The 16,430-nt window shown below is 66.2% G+C and carries 11 protein-coding genes; all 11 read left to right on the top strand.

Annotation, left to right across the window (positions count from 1 at the left end; genetic code table 11):
* Positions 1-65 precede the first annotated feature (65 nt).
* The 11 genes from nusG (at position 66) to fusA (ending at position 16,321) form a co-directional block, all read left to right on the top strand.
* On the top strand, positions 66-941 hold the full coding sequence (nusG, locus tag GA0115234_RS11330; RefSeq protein WP_093540774.1) for a transcription termination/antitermination protein NusG: 876 nt from the start codon (positions 66-68) through the stop codon (positions 939-941).
* A 176-nt stretch (positions 942-1,117) separates the two neighbouring features.
* On the top strand, positions 1,118-1,552 hold the full coding sequence (gene rplK / locus GA0115234_RS11325) for a 50S ribosomal protein L11 (protein ID WP_006126872.1): 435 nt from the start codon (positions 1,118-1,120) through the stop codon (positions 1,550-1,552).
* An 82-nt stretch (positions 1,553-1,634) separates the two neighbouring features.
* Positions 1,635-2,357 (top strand): 50S ribosomal protein L1, encoded by a 723-nt coding sequence (gene rplA / locus GA0115234_RS11320; protein WP_093540773.1) that lies wholly within the window; start codon positions 1,635-1,637, stop codon positions 2,355-2,357.
* 160 nt (positions 2,358-2,517) lie between these two features.
* Positions 2,518-3,420 (top strand): hypothetical protein, encoded by a 903-nt coding sequence (locus GA0115234_RS11315; RefSeq protein WP_093540772.1) that lies wholly within the window; start codon positions 2,518-2,520, stop codon positions 3,418-3,420.
* A 273-nt stretch (positions 3,421-3,693) separates the two neighbouring features.
* Positions 3,694-4,224: a 50S ribosomal protein L10 gene (rplJ, locus tag GA0115234_RS11310; RefSeq protein ID WP_093540771.1), complete on the top strand. Its 531-nt coding sequence runs from the start codon at positions 3,694-3,696 to the stop codon at positions 4,222-4,224.
* Positions 4,225-4,335: 111 nt separating this feature from the next.
* Positions 4,336-4,719 carry a 50S ribosomal protein L7/L12 gene (gene rplL, locus GA0115234_RS11305; RefSeq protein ID WP_093540770.1) on the top strand — a complete coding sequence of 128 codons (384 nt, stop codon included), beginning with the start codon at positions 4,336-4,338 and terminating at the stop codon, positions 4,717-4,719.
* Between the two features lie 619 nt (positions 4,720-5,338).
* Positions 5,339-8,824: a DNA-directed RNA polymerase subunit beta gene (rpoB, locus tag GA0115234_RS11295; protein WP_093540769.1), complete on the top strand. Its 3,486-nt coding sequence runs from the start codon at positions 5,339-5,341 to the stop codon at positions 8,822-8,824.
* A gap of 129 nt (positions 8,825-8,953) precedes the next feature.
* Complete coding sequence (locus tag GA0115234_RS11290) at positions 8,954-12,853, top strand: DNA-directed RNA polymerase subunit beta' (protein WP_093540768.1); 3,900 nt, start codon at positions 8,954-8,956, stop codon at positions 12,851-12,853.
* Between the two features lie 455 nt (positions 12,854-13,308).
* The gene (gene rpsL, locus GA0115234_RS11285; RefSeq protein ID WP_003948652.1) at positions 13,309-13,680 is read left to right on the top strand and encodes a 30S ribosomal protein S12; all 372 of its coding nucleotides are present in this window, start codon (positions 13,309-13,311) and stop codon (positions 13,678-13,680) included.
* 2 nt (positions 13,681-13,682) lie between these two features.
* Entirely contained in the window at positions 13,683-14,153 is a 471-nt protein-coding gene (gene rpsG, locus GA0115234_RS11280; RefSeq protein WP_007445917.1) for a 30S ribosomal protein S7, read from the top strand.
* 38 nt (positions 14,154-14,191) lie between these two features.
* Entirely contained in the window at positions 14,192-16,321 is a 2,130-nt protein-coding gene (fusA, locus tag GA0115234_RS11275) for an elongation factor G (protein WP_093540767.1), read from the top strand.
* Positions 16,322-16,430: the final 109 nt, after the last annotated feature.

Below are 16,430 nucleotides of genomic sequence, written 5' to 3'. Positions count from 1 at the left end.
AGGGCGCCTCATGGGCGCCCCTTTCGCATGTTCCACCCATTTGTATCCAGGAAGAAGCAGCCACCGTGTCTGACCCGAACCTGAACGACGCCGTCGAGCCGACGGCGGGCGCCTTCGAGTCCGCCGAGGACGAGCTCGACATCGTCGAGGCGGCGGACACCGAGGAGCCGGACCAGGCCGAAGCTGCCGACGCCGCCGCAGGTGAGCCCGCCGAGCAGGCCGCCGTGCACGCCGAGGACGAGAACGAGGAAGAGGCCGCTGAGGCCGACGCCGAATCCGAGAGCGACGAGGACGACGAGGAAGAGGCCGAGCCGGCCGCCCCCGTCGACGCCGTCACCGCCCTCCGCGACGAGCTGCGCGGGCTTCCCGGCGAGTGGTACGTCATCCACACGTACGCCGGCTACGAGAAGCGCGTGAAGGCCAACCTGGAGCAGCGCGCCGTCTCGCTCAACGTCGAGGACTTCATCTACCAGGCCGAAGTGCCCGAGGAAGAGATCGTCCAGATCAAGAACGGCGAGCGCAAGAACGTCCGCCAGAACAAGCTCCCGGGCTACGTCCTGGTGCGCATGGACCTGACGAACGAGTCCTGGGGCGTCGTCCGCAACACCCCCGGCGTCACCGGCTTCGTGGGCAACGCCTACGACCCGTACCCGCTGACCCTGGACGAGATCGTCAAGATGCTCGCCCCGGAGGCCGAGGAGAAGGCCGCCCGCGAGGCCGCCGAGGCCGAGGGCAAGCCGGCTCCGGCCCGCAAGGTCGAGGTCCAGGTGCTCGACTTCGAGGTGGGCGACTCGGTCACCGTCACCGACGGCCCGTTCGCCACGCTGCAGGCGACGATCAACGAGATCAACGCCGACTCGAAGAAGGTCAAGGGCCTCGTCGAGATCTTCGGCCGCGAGACCCCGGTCGAGCTCAGCTTCGACCAGATCCAGAAGAACTAGCGGCTTCCCGCCAGTTTCTGGACACATGCCTACCGAGCAGGTCAGACCGGCTGAGAAGCCCGTCTGACCTGCTCGGTTTTTGGTCGCGCAGCTATACCCGTTATCGTTGTGCGGTATGCCTCCATCCGGATGATCGGACGGCGGCGAAACACTCTCACTAGGACCCGGAGAGAGCAATGCCTCCCAAGAAGAAGAAGGTCACGGGGCTTATCAAGCTCCAGATCAACGCCGGCGCGGCCAACCCGGCCCCGCCGGTCGGCCCCGCGCTCGGCCAGCACGGCGTCAACATCATGGAATTCTGCAAGGCCTACAACGCCGCGACCGAGTCGCAGCGTGGCATGGTCGTGCCGGTGGAGATCACGGTCTACGAAGACCGTTCCTTCACCTTCGTCACCAAGACTCCGCCGGCCGCGAAGCTGATCCTCAAGGCCGCGGGCGTGGAGAAGGGCTCCGGCGAGCCGCACAAGACCAAGGTCGCCAAGCTGACGGCTGCCCAGGTCCGTGAGATCGCCACGACGAAGCTCCCCGACCTGAACGCCAACGACCTCGACGCCGCGTCGAAGATCATCGCTGGCACCGCTCGTTCCATGGGCATCACGGTCGAAGGCTGATTCAGCCCCTCACACCCCCAGTGGTAGGGCCAAGCGCTGGCCCGCACCACGACTCCACACCCTGAAACCAACAGGAGTAGAAGTGAAGCGCAGCAAGAACCTCCGCGCTGCGGACGCCAAGGTCGACCGGTCGCGCAACTACGCGCCGCTCGAGGCCGTCCGTCTCGCCAAGGACACCGCCTCCACCAAGTTCGACGGCACCGTCGAGGTCGCGTTCTGCCTGGGTGTCGACCCGCGCAAGGCCGACCAGATGGTCCGTGGCACCGTGAACCTCCCGCACGGCACCGGCAAGACCGCCCGGGTCCTGGTCTTCGCGACCGGTGACCGTGCTGCGGCCGCGGAAGCCGCTGGAGCCGACATCGTCGGCGCCGACGAGCTCATCGACGAGGTGGCGAAGGGCCGTCTGGACTTCGACGCCGTCGTCGCCACTCCGGACCTCATGGGCAAGGTCGGCCGCCTCGGCCGTGTGCTCGGTCCGCGTGGTCTGATGCCGAACCCGAAGACCGGCACCGTCACCCCCGACGTCGTGAAGGCTGTCAACGACATCAAGGGCGGCAAGATCGAGTTCCGCGTCGACAAGCACTCGAACCTGCACTTCATCATCGGCAAGACGTCGTTCGACGACACCAAGCTGGTGGAGAACTACGCAGCGGCGCTGGAGGAGATCCTCCGTCTGAAGCCGTCCGCCGCCAAGGGCCGCTACATCAAGAAGGCCACCCTGGCCACCACGATGGGCCCCGGCATCCCGCTGGACGCCAACCGCACCCGTAACCTCCTCGTCGAGGAGGACCCGGCCGCCGTCTGAGCCTCCGCGCTCGGCAGCAAGCCGCGTCACGTGTGACATGAACGGGCCCCGCAACCTTTCGAGGTGCGGGGCCCGTCCTTGTATCCGTATTGCCGGGGGGTGTCAGAGCCGTGCGTTAGCGTGAGGCCCCGACAGAGCCGAACGAGGGGTGGAAGCTGATATGAGGACCAGTACCGTGCGACGCGTGAGTCTGTCGGTCGCGGTGGCGGCGGCGCTGACGTCGGTCGCGGCCTGCGGCGGATCGGACGGCGGCAAGAGCGACAACCGCGGCGGCGACGTCGTGAAGGCCGACCCGATCGCCGCGCTGCTCAGCGTGCAGAAGAAGACCGGTGGGGAGAAGTCGGCGAAGGTCGAGGGCACCACCCAGATGGGCACCACCATGTCCATGAAGCAGACCGGCACCATCGACTGGACCGACGGTCTCACCGGCGCCATGGAGATCACGTATACCGGCGGCAGCATGGCGGACGCCATGAAGCAGACCGGCGGCACCGGCACCATGCAGGCCCGCTACTTCAAGGACGGCTACGTCGTCAACATGGGCGACGGCTTCGCGAAGCAGGCCGGCGGCAAGCACTGGATCAGCTACGGCTACGCCGACCTCGCCAAGCTGGCGGGCGCCTCCGGCGAGGCGATGAAGCAGCAGATGCAGAACACCACCCCCGACCAGGGCGTGAAGTCACTTCTGGCCTCCGGCGACGTGAAGAAGGTCGGCAAGGAGGACGTACGGGGCGTCTCCGCCACGCACTACTCCGGCACCGTCGATGTCGCCGCCCTGACCGCGAAGAACTCCGAGCTCGACGCCGCCCAGCTGGAGCAGCTGAAGAAGCAGCTCAGCGACGCCGGCATCACCACGGAGACGGTCGACCTCTGGGTCGACGACAACGACCTGCTCGTCAAGAAGACCGAGCGCGGCGAGATGAAGACCGGCGAGCTCAACTCGACGGTGTACTACAGCGACTACGGGACGAAGGTCTCGGTCGAGCAGCCCCCGGCCGACGACACGGTCGACTTCGCCGAGCTGCTGAAGCAGCAGCAGGCAGCGGGTGCGGGCGCGTCCTGACCTCCCGCTCCGCCCCGAGCTGGACGGATTTGCTCGGCGCGACCCCGGTCGCGTACTCTCCTACAGAAGCCAAAGACCGCTGGTCGTTGCTGCGCTCTCGCAAGAGGGACAGTGACCGAAGGATCCGTTGAGTACGGGCGACCTGCGCAGGTGACTGTGGAAAGCTCCCGGACTTCGTTCGGTCGAGCTACGCCCTGGCGCCTGCGCCGGGGCGTTTCGTCTTTCCGGGCCCCTTCTGAGCGGTCCTCATCACCCGGAAGGAGGCCGACGCTCATGGCAAGGCCCGACAAGGCTGCCGCGGTAGCCGAGCTCGCGGACCAGTTCCGCAGCTCGAACGCCGCTGTGCTGACCGAGTACCGGGGTCTCACCGTGGCGCAGCTCAAGACGCTGCGTCGTTCGCTCGGTGAGAACGCCCAGTACGCCGTGGTGAAGAACACGCTGACCAAGATTGCGGCCAACGAGGCCGGGATCACTTCGCTGGACGACCAGTTCACTGGTCCGACGGCGGTTGCCTTCATCACCGGTGACCCGGTGGAGTCGGCGAAGGGTCTTCGTGACTTCGCCAAGGAGAACCCGAACCTGATCATCAAGGGCGGTGTCCTTGATGGTAAGGCGCTGTCCGCCGATGAGATCAAGAAGCTTGCGGACCTCGAGTCCCGCGAGGTTCTGCTCAGCAAGCTGGCCGGTGCCTTCAAGGGCAAGCAGTCTCAGGCTGCTTCGCTCTTCCAGGCGCTGCCGTCGAAGTTCGTCCGCACCGCGGAGGCGCTTCGCGTCAAGCTCGAAGAGCAGGGCGGTGCCGAGTAATTCGGCTCGCGCAATGACCGCCGCCCACTAGGGAGACGGTCGCAGCGGGCCGAACGTACGCCCGCCTACATGTACATCCGGCACCTGCCGAATTAGTGGAAGGACGCCATCATGGCGAAGCTGTCCCAGGACGACCTGCTCGCGCAGTTCGAAGAGATGACCCTCATCGAGCTCTCCGAGTTCGTGAAGGCCTTCGAGGAGAAGTTCGACGTCACCGCCGCCGCGGCCGTCGCCGTTGCCGGTCCCGCCGCCGGTGGCGCTGCCCCCGAGGCCGCCGAGGAGCAGGACGAGTTCGACGTCATCCTCACCGGCGCCGGCGAGAAGAAGATCCAGGTCATCAAGGTCGTGCGTGAGCTGACCTCGCTGGGTCTGAAGGAGGCCAAGGACCTCGTCGACGGCACCCCGAAGCCGGTCCTCGAGAAGGTCGCCAAGGAGGCCGCCGAGAAGGCTGCCGAGTCCCTCAAGGCCGCCGGCGCTTCCGTCGAGGTCAAGTGACTCAGGGAGTCTGCTGACTCCTCCTGGCGCCCCGTGCCGCACGGCACGGACGTCATCTGACGAAGGGCGATCACCCATCCGGGTGGTCGCCCTTCGGCGTACCCGAGGCGGCTGCCTTGCTCTTCCTGCGGCGACGAGTATGGTGATCATCGCCGTTGCCTCTCAGGGGCGGCCGACCGGCGCCGGGAGGCGGTCGGGCGAGGACCTCGGGGCGTTGTCCCCGCAGGGGGGCCTTGACGAACCGCACGCGGCGCGCAATTCTCAGGACGCGTCGTCACATCGATCCGAATCCGAGGCATGGATCGTGGGCGAAGCGGGCAGTAAAGAAGAGCGCACCGCGCGCAAGGGCTAGCCATGGGTGTTGAGAAGAGCTGTTGAGAGCAACGTGGGTCTCTGAGAACCCCGACTGGACATCAGTGTGCCGTTTGGCTACACTGACCCTTTGCGCTGCCTGTTAGCTGCCTCCTGCCCGTCACCAGGGGCATGCCCTCGCTTGAGCACCGATGACTGATCGTCTCTGACCTGGCCTTTTCCGGTCGAATCAGGAACCGACTGTCACCGTGTCCGGCTTGGGACCGGTACGCGCGTAGTGAGTCCGAGCCCTCGGAAGGACCCCCTCTTGGCCGCCTCGCGCAACGCCTCGACCGCGAATACGAACAACGGTGCCAGCACCGCCCCGCTGCGCATCTCCTTTGCAAAGATCAAGGAGCCCCTCGAGGTTCCGAACCTCCTCGCGCTGCAGACCGAGAGCTTTGACTGGCTCCTCGGCAATGCCGCATGGAAGGCTCGCGTCGAGGCTGCTCTGGACAGCGGGCAAAACGTCCCGACCAAGTCCGGCCTGGAAGAGATCTTCGAGGAGATCTCGCCGATCGAGGACTTCTCCGGGTCGATGTCGCTGACTTTCCGCGACCACCGCTTCGAGCCCCCGAAGAACTCGATCGACGAGTGCAAGGAGCGCGACTTCACGTTCGCCGCCCCGCTCTTCGTCACCGCCGAGTTCACCAACAACGAGACCGGCGAGATCAAGTCCCAGACGGTCTTCATGGGCGACTTCCCGCTCATGACCAACAAGGGCACCTTCGTCATCAACGGCACCGAGCGTGTCGTCGTGTCGCAGCTGGTCCGCTCGCCGGGTGTCTACTTCGACTCCTCCATCGACAAGACGTCCGACAAGGACATCTTCTCCGCCAAGATCATCCCGTCCCGGGGTGCCTGGCTGGAGATGGAGATCGACAAGCGCGACATGGTCGGTGTACGCATCGACCGCAAGCGCAAGCAGTCCGTCACCGTTCTCCTGAAGGCTCTCGGCTGGACGACCGAGCAGATCCTGGAGGAGTTCGGCGAGTACGAGTCCATGCGCGCCACCCTGGAGAAGGACCACACCCAGGGCCAGGACGACGCGCTGCTCGACATCTACCGCAAGCTGCGTCCGGGCGAGCCGCCGACCCGCGAGGCCGCTCAGACGCTCCTCGAGAACCTCTACTTCAACCCGAAGCGCTACGACCTCGCGAAGGTCGGCCGCTACAAGGTGAACAAGAAGCTCGGCGCCGACGAGCCGCTGGACGCCGGTGTGCTCACCAGCGACGACGTCATCGCGACGATCAAGTACCTGGTCAAGCTGCACGCCGGCGAGACCGAGACGGTCGGCGAGTCCGGCCGCTCGATCATGGTCGAGACCGATGACATCGACCACTTCGGCAACCGTCGTATCCGTAACGTCGGCGAGCTCATCCAGAACCAGGTCCGTACGGGTCTCGCCCGTATGGAACGTGTCGTGCGCGAGCGCATGACCACCCAGGACGTCGAGGCGATCACGCCGCAGACCCTGATCAACATCCGGCCGGTCGTCGCCTCCATCAAGGAGTTCTTCGGCACCAGCCAGCTGTCCCAGTTCATGGACCAGAACAACCCGCTGTCCGGCCTGACGCACAAGCGTCGTCTCAACGCGCTGGGCCCGGGTGGTCTCTCCCGTGAGCGGGCCGGCTTCGAAGTCCGTGACGTGCACCCGTCGCACTACGGCCGCATGTGCCCGATCGAGACGCCCGAAGGCCCGAACATCGGTCTGATCGGCTCGCTGGCCTCCTACGGCCGGATCAACGCGTTCGGCTTCATCGAGACGCCGTACCGCAAGGTCGTCGACGACCAGGTCACCGACGAGGTCGACTACCTGACCGCCGACGAGGAGGACCGCTTCGTCATCGCGCAGGCCAACGCGCCGCTGACCGACGATCTCCGGTTCGCCGAGTCCCGCGTGCTGGTCCGCCGCCGTGGCGGCGAGGTCGACTACGTGCCCGGCACCGACGTCGACTACATGGACGTCTCGCCGCGCCAGATGGTGTCCGTCGCGACCGCGATGATCCCCTTCCTGGAGCACGACGACGCCAACCGTGCCCTCATGGGCGCGAACATGATGAGGCAGGCGGTGCCGCTGATCAAGTCGGAGGCCCCGCTCGTCGGCACCGGCATGGAGTACCGCTGCGCCACCGACGCCGGTGACGTGCTCAAGGCCGAGAAGGACGGTGTGGTCCAGGAGGTCTCCGCGGACTACATCACGGTCACGAACGACGACGGCACGTACACCACGTACCGCATCGCCAAGTTCATGCGCTCCAACCAGGGCACCTCGGTCAACCAGAAGGTCGTCGTCTCCGAGGGCGACCGGGTCGTCGCCGACCAGGTCCTCGCCGACGGTCCGGCCACCGAGTTCGGTGAGATGGCCCTCGGCAAGAACCTGCTCGTGGCGTTCATGCCGTGGGAGGGTCACAACTACGAGGACGCGATCATCCTGTCGCAGCGCCTCGTGCAGGACGACGTCCTCTCCTCGATCCACATCGAGGAGCACGAGGTCGACGCCCGTGACACCAAGCTCGGCCCGGAGGAGATCACCCGGGACATCCCGAACGTCTCCGAAGAGGTCCTCGCCGACCTCGACGAGCGCGGCATCATCCGTATCGGTGCCGAGGTCGTCGCCGGTGACATCCTCGTCGGCAAGGTCACGCCCAAGGGTGAGACCGAGCTGACCCCCGAGGAGCGCCTGCTCCGCGCGATCTTCGGTGAGAAGGCGCGCGAGGTGCGCGACACCTCGCTGAAGGTGCCGCACGGTGAGATCGGCAAGGTCATCGGCGTCCGCGTCTTCGACCGCGAAGAGGGCGACGAGCTGCCGCCGGGCGTGAACCAGCTGGTCCGCGTCTACGTCGCGCAGAAGCGCAAGATCACCGACGGTGACAAGCTCGCCGGCCGTCACGGCAACAAGGGCGTCATCTCGAAGATCCTGCCGATCGAGGACATGCCGTTCCTGGAGGACGGCACCCCGGTCGACATCATCCTCAACCCGCTGGGTGTCCCGTCCCGAATGAACCCGGGACAGGTCCTGGAGATCCACCTCGGCTGGCTCGCCAGCCGCGGTTGGGACGTCTCCGGCCTCGGTGACGAGTGGGCCAAGCGCCTGCAGGCCATCGGCGCCGACCAGGTCGCCCCCGGCACCAACGTCGCCACCCCCGTCTTCGACGGTGCGCGCGAGGACGAGATCTCCGGTCTCTTCGAGGCCACGATCCCGAACCGCGACGGCGACCGCCTGGTGCAGCCCTCCGGCAAGGCCCAGCTGTTCGACGGCCGCTCCGGCGAGCCGTTCCCGGACCCGGTCTCGGTCGGCTACATGTACATCCTCAAGCTGCACCACCTCGTCGACGACAAGCTGCACGCTCGTTCGACGGGTCCGTACTCCATGATCACCCAGCAGCCGCTGGGTGGTAAGGCTCAGTTCGGTGGTCAGCGATTCGGTGAGATGGAGGTGTGGGCCCTTGAGGCTTATGGCGCCGCATACGCCCTCCAGGAGCTTCTGACGATCAAGTCCGACGACGTGACCGGCCGCGTGAAGGTCTACGAGGCCATCGTCAAGGGCGAGAACATCCCCGAGCCGGGCATCCCCGAGTCCTTCAAGGTGCTCATCAAGGAAATGCAGTCGCTCTGCCTCAACGTGGAGGTGCTGTCCTCGGACGGCATGTCCATCGAGATGCGCGACACGGACGAGGACGTCTTCCGCGCGGCGGAGGAGCTCGGTATCGACCTGTCCCGGCGCGAGCCGAGCAGCGTCGAAGAGGTCTGACGGGTTGGCCGGCCGGATCCCTGTGATCCGGCCGGCTCTCCCCGGACCCGTTCAGACCATTGCTGAAGTGCCCCGATTTCTCGCCTGACGCGAGGGGGCTCGAACCCCCGAAAGAGGGATTGACGACCAGTGCTCGACGTCAACTTCTTCGACGAGCTGCGGATCGGCCTTGCCACCGCGGACGACATCCGGACCTGGTCCCACGGCGAAGTGAAGAAGCCGGAGACCATCAACTACCGCACGCTCAAGCCCGAAAAGGACGGACTCTTCTGCGAGAAGATCTTCGGTCCGACCCGGGACTGGGAGTGCTACTGCGGCAAGTACAAGCGTGTCCGCTTCAAGGGCATCATCTGTGAGCGCTGTGGCGTCGAGGTCACGCGCGCCAAGGTGCGCCGTGAGCGCATGGGTCACATCGAGCTTGCCGCTCCCGTCACCCACATCTGGTACTTCAAGGGCGTCCCGTCGCGCCTGGGCTACCTCCTCGACCTCGCGCCGAAGGACCTCGAAAAGGTCATCTACTTCGCCGCGTACATGATCACGTTCGTGGACGAGGAGCGCCGTACGCGCGACCTGCCGTCGCTGGAGGCGCACGTCTCCGTCGAGCGTCAGCAGATCGAGAACCGCCGCGACGCCGACCTCGAAGCCCGCGCCAAGAAGCTCGAGACCGACCTGGCCGAGCTGGAGGCCGAGGGCGCCAAGGCCGATGTGCGCCGCAAGGTGCGCGAAGGCGCCGAGCGCGAGATGAAGCAGCTGCGCGACCGTGCGCAGCGCGAGATCGACCGTCTCGACGAGGTGTGGAGCCGCTTCAAGAACCTCAAGGTCCAGGACCTGGAGGGCGACGAGCTGCTCTACCGCGAGCTGCGTGACCGCTTCGGCACGTACTTCGACGGCTGCATGGGCGCCGCCGCCCTGCAGAAGCGCCTGGAGTCCTTCGACCTCGACGAGGAGGCCGAGCGCCTCCGCGAGATCATCCGCACCGGCAAGGGCCAGAAGAAGACCCGCGCGCTCAAGCGCCTCAAGGTCGTCTCCGCGTTCCTGCAGACCAGCAACAAGCCCAAGGGCATGGTGCTCGACTGCGTGCCGGTCATCCCGCCGGACCTGCGTCCGATGGTGCAGCTGGACGGTGGCCGCTTCGCGACCTCCGACCTGAACGACCTGTACCGCCGTGTGATCAACCGCAACAACCGCCTCAAGCGTCTCCTTGACCTCGGTGCCCCCGAGATCATCGTGAACAACGAGAAGCGGATGCTGCAGGAGGCCGTCGACGCGCTGTTCGACAACGGCCGCCGCGGTCGCCCGGTCACCGGTCCCGGCAACCGCCCGCTCAAGTCCCTCAGCGACATGCTGAAGGGCAAGCAGGGCCGATTCCGTCAGAACCTTCTCGGCAAGCGTGTGGACTACTCCGCGCGTTCCGTGATCGTCGTCGGCCCGCAGCTCAAGCTGCACCAGTGCGGTCTGCCGAAGGCCATGGCGCTGGAGCTCTTCAAGCCGTTCGTGATGAAGCGCCTGGTGGACCTGAACCACGCGCAGAACATCAAGTCGGCCAAGCGCATGGTCGAGCGCGGCCGCACGGTCGTGTACGACGTCCTGGAAGAGGTCATCGCCGAGCACCCGGTTCTGCTGAACCGTGCGCCGACGCTGCACCGCCTCGGCATCCAGGCCTTCGAGCCCCAGCTGGTCGAGGGCAAGGCCATCCAGATCCACCCGCTCGTCTGCACCGCGTTCAACGCGGACTTCGACGGTGACCAGATGGCCGTCCACCTGCCGCTCTCCGCGGAGGCGCAGGCCGAGGCCCGCATCCTGATGCTGTCCTCGAACAACATCCTGAAGCCGGCCGACGGTCGTCCCGTCACCATGCCGACCCAGGACATGGTGCTGGGCCTGTTCTTCCTCACCACGGACGAGGAGGAGCGCAAGGTCATCGGCCAGGGCCGTTCCTTCGGCTCCACGGCCGAGGCGATCATGGCCTTCGACGCCCGCGAGCTGTCGCTCCAGGCGAAGGTCGACATCCGCTTCCCGGTGGGCACCATCCCGCCGCGCGGCTGGGTGCCGCCGGTCGCCGAGGAAGGCGAGCAGGAGTACCAGCAGGGCGACACGTTCCGGCTGCGTACGTCCCTGGGCCGCGCGCTCTTCAACGAGCTGCTGCCCGAGGACTACCCGTTCGTCGACTACTCGGTCGGCAAGAAGCAGCTCTCCGAGATCGTCAACGACCTCGCCGAGCGCTACCCCAAGGTCATCGTGGCGGCGACGCTCGACAACCTGAAGGCGGCGGGCTTCCACTGGGCGACCCGTTCCGGTGTCACCGTGGCCATCTCCGACGTCGTGGTCCCCGAGGCCAAGAAGGCGATCGTCGCCGGCTACGAGGCGCAGGACGAGAAGGTCCAGAAGCAGTACGAGCGCGGTCTGATCACCAAGGACGAGCGCACGCAGGAGCTCATCGCGATCTGGACCAAGGCGACCAATGAGGTCGCCGAGGCGATGAACGCGAACTTCCCCAAGACGAACCCCATCTTCATGATGGTTGACTCGGGTGCCCGAGGAAACATGATGCAGATGCGTCAGATCGCCGGTATGCGTGGTCTGGTGTCCAACGCCAAGAATGAGACGATCCCGCGTCCCATCAAGGCGTCCTTCCGTGAGGGCCTCACCGTTCTGGAGTACTTCATCTCCACGCACGGTGCCCGTAAGGGTCTGGCGGACACCGCCCTGCGTACCGCCGACTCGGGTTACCTGACCCGTCGTCTGGTGGACGTCTCGCAGGACGTGATCATCCGCGAGGAGGACTGCGGCACCGACCGCGGCCTCAAGCTGAAGATCGCCGTCAAGGGTGCGGACGGTGTGCTCCGCAAGACGGAGGACGTCGAGACCTCGGTCTACGCCCGCATGCTCGCCGAGGACGTCGTCGTCGACGGCAAGGTCATCGCGCCTGCCAATGTCGACCTCGGTGACGTCCTGATCGACGCCCTGGTGGGCGCCGGCGTCGAGGAGGTCAAGACCCGCTCGGTCCTGACCTGTGAGTCCGCGGTCGGCACCTGTGCCTTCTGCTACGGACGCTCGCTCGCCACCGGCAAGCTGGTCGACATCGGTGAGGCGGTCGGCATCATCGCCGCCCAGTCCATCGGTGAGCCCGGTACCCAGCTGACGATGCGTACCTTCCACACCGGTGGTGTGGCCGGTGACGACATCACCCAGGGTCTGCCCCGAGTCGTCGAGCTCTTCGAGGCCCGTACGCCCAAGGGTGTCGCCCCGATCTCGGAGTCCGCGGGCCGGGTCCGGATCGAGGAGACCGAGAAGACCAAGAAGCTCGTCGTCACCCCGGACGACGGCAGCGACGAGATCCCGTTCCCGATCTCGAAGCGTGCCCGTCTGCTGGTGGGCGAGGGCGACCACGTCGAGGTGGGCCAGAAGCTCACCGTGGGTGCCACCAACCCGCACGACGTGCTGCGGATCCTCGGTCAGCGCGCGGTCCAGGTCCACCTGGTCGGCGAGGTCCAGAAGGTCTACAACTCGCAGGGCGTGTCGATCCACGACAAGCACATCGAGATCATCATCCGGCAGATGCTGCGCCGCGTGACGATCATCGAGTCCGGCGACGCGGAGCTGCTGCCGGGCGAGCTCGTCGAGCGCTCGAAGTTCGAGACCGAGAACCGTCGTGTGGTCACCGAGGGCGGTCACCCCGCCTCCGGCCGTCCGCAGCTGATGGGTATCACCAAGGCCTCGCTGGCGACGGAATCCTGGCTGTCGGCCGCCTCCTTCCAGGAGACGACCCGAGTCCTGACGGATGCGGCGATCAACGCCAAGTCCGACAGCCTCATCGGCCTCAAGGAGAACGTCATCATCGGTAAGCTCATCCCGGCCGGTACGGGTCTGTCCCGCTACCGCAACATCCGGGTCGAGCCGACCGAGGAGGCCAAGGCCGCGATGTACTCGGCCGTCGGCTACGACGACATCGACTACTCGCCGTTCGGCACCGGCTCCGGCCAGGCCGTTCCGCTGGAGGACTACGACTACGGTCCGTACAACCAGTAGGCGAGTCGCTTGACCGACCGGAGGGCGGTCACCCCGTTTCGTACGGGGTGGCCGCCCTCCGGCGTGTGATACGTCACTGCCGTGCACCGGCCGGGGCGCACCGGCTGGCCGGAAGCGGGGCCCGGAGGCCCTGTACGGGGCTGTGGAGGGCCTCTGGGGCGCGGGAAGCCATGGGTACGGGTCGGGACAAGCCGGGCACGCGGCCGGGTGTGTCCCGGTGGACAGCATTTGTTTTGACCGGAGTCGACGAGGTAGGTACGCTCAGACCTTGTGCCTGGGGTGTGCCTGGGCTCGTGTGCGTGTCCTCAACCGCACGGCGAGTCCGTCAGTGGCCACCGTGATCTGCGCTCCCTCTGCCTTGCGGCAGAAGCCTGCAGTATCCGACACACCCGACCGCGTGGGTCGGTGACGTTCCAGGTTAGTTTCACGAACGGCACACAGAAACCGGAGAAGTAGTGCCTACGATCCAGCAGCTGGTCCGGAAGGGCCGGCAGGACAAGGTCGAGAAGAACAAGACGCCCGCGCTCGAGGGTTCGCCCCAGCGCCGCGGCGTCTGCACGCGTGTGTTCACGACCACCCCGAAGAAGCCGAACTCGGCGCTCCGTAAGGTCGCGCGTGTGCGTCTGACCTCCGGTATCGAGGTCACGGCCTACATCCCGGGTGAGGGACACAACCTGCAGGAGCACTCCATCGTGCTCGTGCGTGGTGGCCGTGTGAAGGACCTGCCGGGTGTTCGTTACAAGATCATCCGCGGCTCGCTCGACACCCAGGGTGTCAAGAACCGCAAGCAGGCCCGCAGCCGCTACGGCGCCAAGAAGGAGAAGTAAGAATGCCTCGTAAGGGCCCCGCCCCGAAGCGCCCGGTCATCATCGACCCGGTCTACAGCTCTCCTCTTGTCACCTCGCTGATCAACAAGATCCTGCTGGACGGCAAGCGTTCCACCGCCGAGCGGATCGTGTACGGCGCCATGGAAGGCCTCCGCGAGAAGACCGGCAACGACCCGGTCATCACGCTGAAGCGCGCGCTTGAGAACGTCAAGCCCTCGCTCGAGGTCAAGTCCCGCCGTGTCGGTGGCGCCACCTACCAGGTGCCGATCGAGGTCAAGCCCGGTCGTGCCTCCACCCTCGCGCTGCGCTGGCTCGTGGGCTACTCCCGCGCCCGCCGCGAGAAGACCATGACCGAGCGCCTCATGAACGAGCTGCTCGACGCCTCCAACGGTCTTGGCGCTGCCGTCAAGAAGCGCGAGGACACCCACAAGATGGCCGAGTCCAACAAGGCCTTCGCGCACTACCGCTGGTAGTCGCTACCCACATCGAGACCGAGAGAAGATTGAGCCTTATGGCCACCACTTCGCTTGACCTGGCCAAGGTCCGCAACATCGGGATCATGGCCCACATCGACGCGGGCAAGACGACCACCACTGAGCGGATCCTGTTCTACACCGGCGTCTCGTACAAGATCGGTGAAGTCCACGACGGCGCTGCCACGATGGACTGGATGGAGCAGGAGCAGGAGCGCGGCATCACGATCACGTCCGCCGCGACGACCTGTCACTGGCCGCTCAATGATGTTGACCACACCATCAACATCATCGACACCCCGGGTCACGTCGACTTCACCGTCGAGGTGGAGCGTTCGCTCCGCGTCCTCGACGGCGCCGTCACCGTGTTCGACGGTGTGGCGGGCGTCGAGCCGCAGTCCGAGACCGTGTGGCGTCAGGCGGACCGCTACGGCGTGCCGCGTATCTGCTTCGTCAACAAGCTCGACCGCACCGGCGCCGACTTCCTGCGCTGCGTCCAGATGATCGTGGACCGCCTCGGCGCGACCCCGATCGTCATGCAGCTTCCGATCGGCGCGGAGGCCGACTTCACGGGCGTCGTCGACCTCGTGTCGATGCGGGCCTTCGTGTACCCGGAAGAGGCCGCCAAGGGCGAGATGTACAACATCGTCGAGATCCCGGACAACCTCAAGGAGGCCGCCGAGGAATGGCGCGGCAAGCTCCTTGAGGCCGTGGCCGAGAACGACGACGCCATGATGGAGCTGTACCTGGAGGGCAACGAGCCCACCCAGGAGCAGCTGCACGAGGCCATCCGCCGGATCACCCTCGCATCGAAGGGCGGCGCCGACTCCGTCACCGTCACCCCGGTGTTCTGTGGCACCGCGTTCAAGAACAAGGGCGTGCAGCCCCTGCTCGACGCGGTCGTCCGCTACCTGCCCTCCCCCCTGGACGTCGAGGCCATCGAAGGCCACGACCCCAAGGACCCGGAGAAGGTCATCGAGCGCAAGCCCTCGGACGACGAGCCGTTCTCCGGCCTGGCGTTCAAGATCGCGAGCGACCCGCACCTCGGCAAGCTCACCTTCGTCCGGATCTACTCCGGTCGCCTGGAGGCCGGCACCGCGGTGCTGAACTCCGTCAAGGGCAAGAAGGAGCGCATCGGCAAGATCTACCGCATGCACGCGAACAAGCGTGAGGAGATCGCGTCGGTGGGCGCCGGTGACATCATCGCCGTCATGGGCCTGAAGCAGACCACCACCGGTGAGACGCTGTGTGACGACAAGAACCCGGTCATCCTGGAGTCCATGGACTTCCCGGCGCCGGTCATTCAGGTCGCCATCGAGCCCAAGTCCAAGGGTGACCAGGAGAAGCTGGGTGTCGCCATCCAGCGCCTCTCCGAGGAGGACCCGTCCTTCCAGGTGCACTCCGACGAGGAGACCGGCCAGACCATCATCGGTGGTATGGGCGAGCTTCACCTCGAGGTGCTCGTCGACCGCATGAAGCGCGAATTCCGCGTCGAGGCGAACGTCGGCAAGCCGCAGGTCGCGTACCGCGAGACGATCCGCAAGGCCGTCGAGCGCATCGACTACACGCACAAGAAGCAGACTGGTGGTACCGGCCAGTTCGCGAAGGTGCAGATCGCCCTTGAGCCCATCGAGGGTGGCGACGCGTCCTACGAGTTCGTCAACAAGGTCACCGGTGGCCGCATCCCCCGTGAGTACATCCCCTCGGTGGACGCGGGTGCCCAGGAAGCCATGCAGTTCGGCATCCTGGCCGGTTACGAGATGGTCGGCGTCCGCGTCACCCTTCTCGACGGTGGTTACCACGAGGTCGACTCCTCCGAGCTCGCCTTCAAGATCGCCGGTTCGCAGGCGTTCAAGGAGGGTGCTCGCAAGGCGTCCCCCGTGCTCCTGGAGCCGATGATGGCCGTCGAGGTCACCACGCCCGAGGACTACATGGGCGATGTCATCGGCGACCTCAACTCCCGCCGTGGCCAGATCCAGGCCATGGAGGAGCGCAGCGGCGCTCGCGTCGTGAAGGGCCTCGTGCCCCTTTCGGAGATGTTCGGCTACGTCGGAGACCTCCGCAGCAAGACCTCGGGTCGCGCAAGCTACTCGATGCAGTTCGACTCCTACGCCGAGGTTCCGCGGAACGTCGCCGAGGAGATCATCGCGAAGGCCAAGGGCGAGTAACTCTCCCGAGCTCACGCTTTAGGCTTGTCACCGGAGCCTGGTGGGGCATTCGTCGCAGAGCGGAAGTTCTGCGCCGAATGCCCCCGGCCCCGGCATCCCAGCAAAGATC

It is taken from the genome of Streptomyces sp. DvalAA-43, from assembly GCF_900091725.1.
GTDB classification, from domain to species: Bacteria; Actinomycetota; Actinomycetes; order Streptomycetales; family Streptomycetaceae; genus Streptomyces; species Streptomyces pulveraceus.
The sequence above is the reverse complement of the archived record's forward strand: the minus strand, read 5'-3'. Positions and strand labels throughout refer to the sequence as shown.

Bases quoted from the DNA above. Each gene is read 5' to 3' on its own strand.
- rplK (WP_006126872.1), top strand. From the start codon at position 1,118: ATGCCTCCCAAGAAGAAGAAGGTCACGGGGCTTATCAAGCTCCAGATC.
- GA0115234_RS11315 (WP_093540772.1), top strand. From the start codon at position 2,518: ATGAGGACCAGTACCGTGCGACGCGTGAGTCTGTCGGTCGCGGTGGCG.
- rplJ (WP_093540771.1), top strand. From the start codon at position 3,694: ATGGCAAGGCCCGACAAGGCTGCCGCGGTAGCCGAGCTCGCGGACCAG.
- rplL (WP_093540770.1), top strand. From the start codon at position 4,336: ATGGCGAAGCTGTCCCAGGACGACCTGCTCGCGCAGTTCGAAGAGATG.
- rpsG (WP_007445917.1), top strand. From the start codon at position 13,683: ATGCCTCGTAAGGGCCCCGCCCCGAAGCGCCCGGTCATCATCGACCCG.
- fusA (WP_093540767.1), top strand. From the start codon at position 14,192: ATGGCCACCACTTCGCTTGACCTGGCCAAGGTCCGCAACATCGGGATC.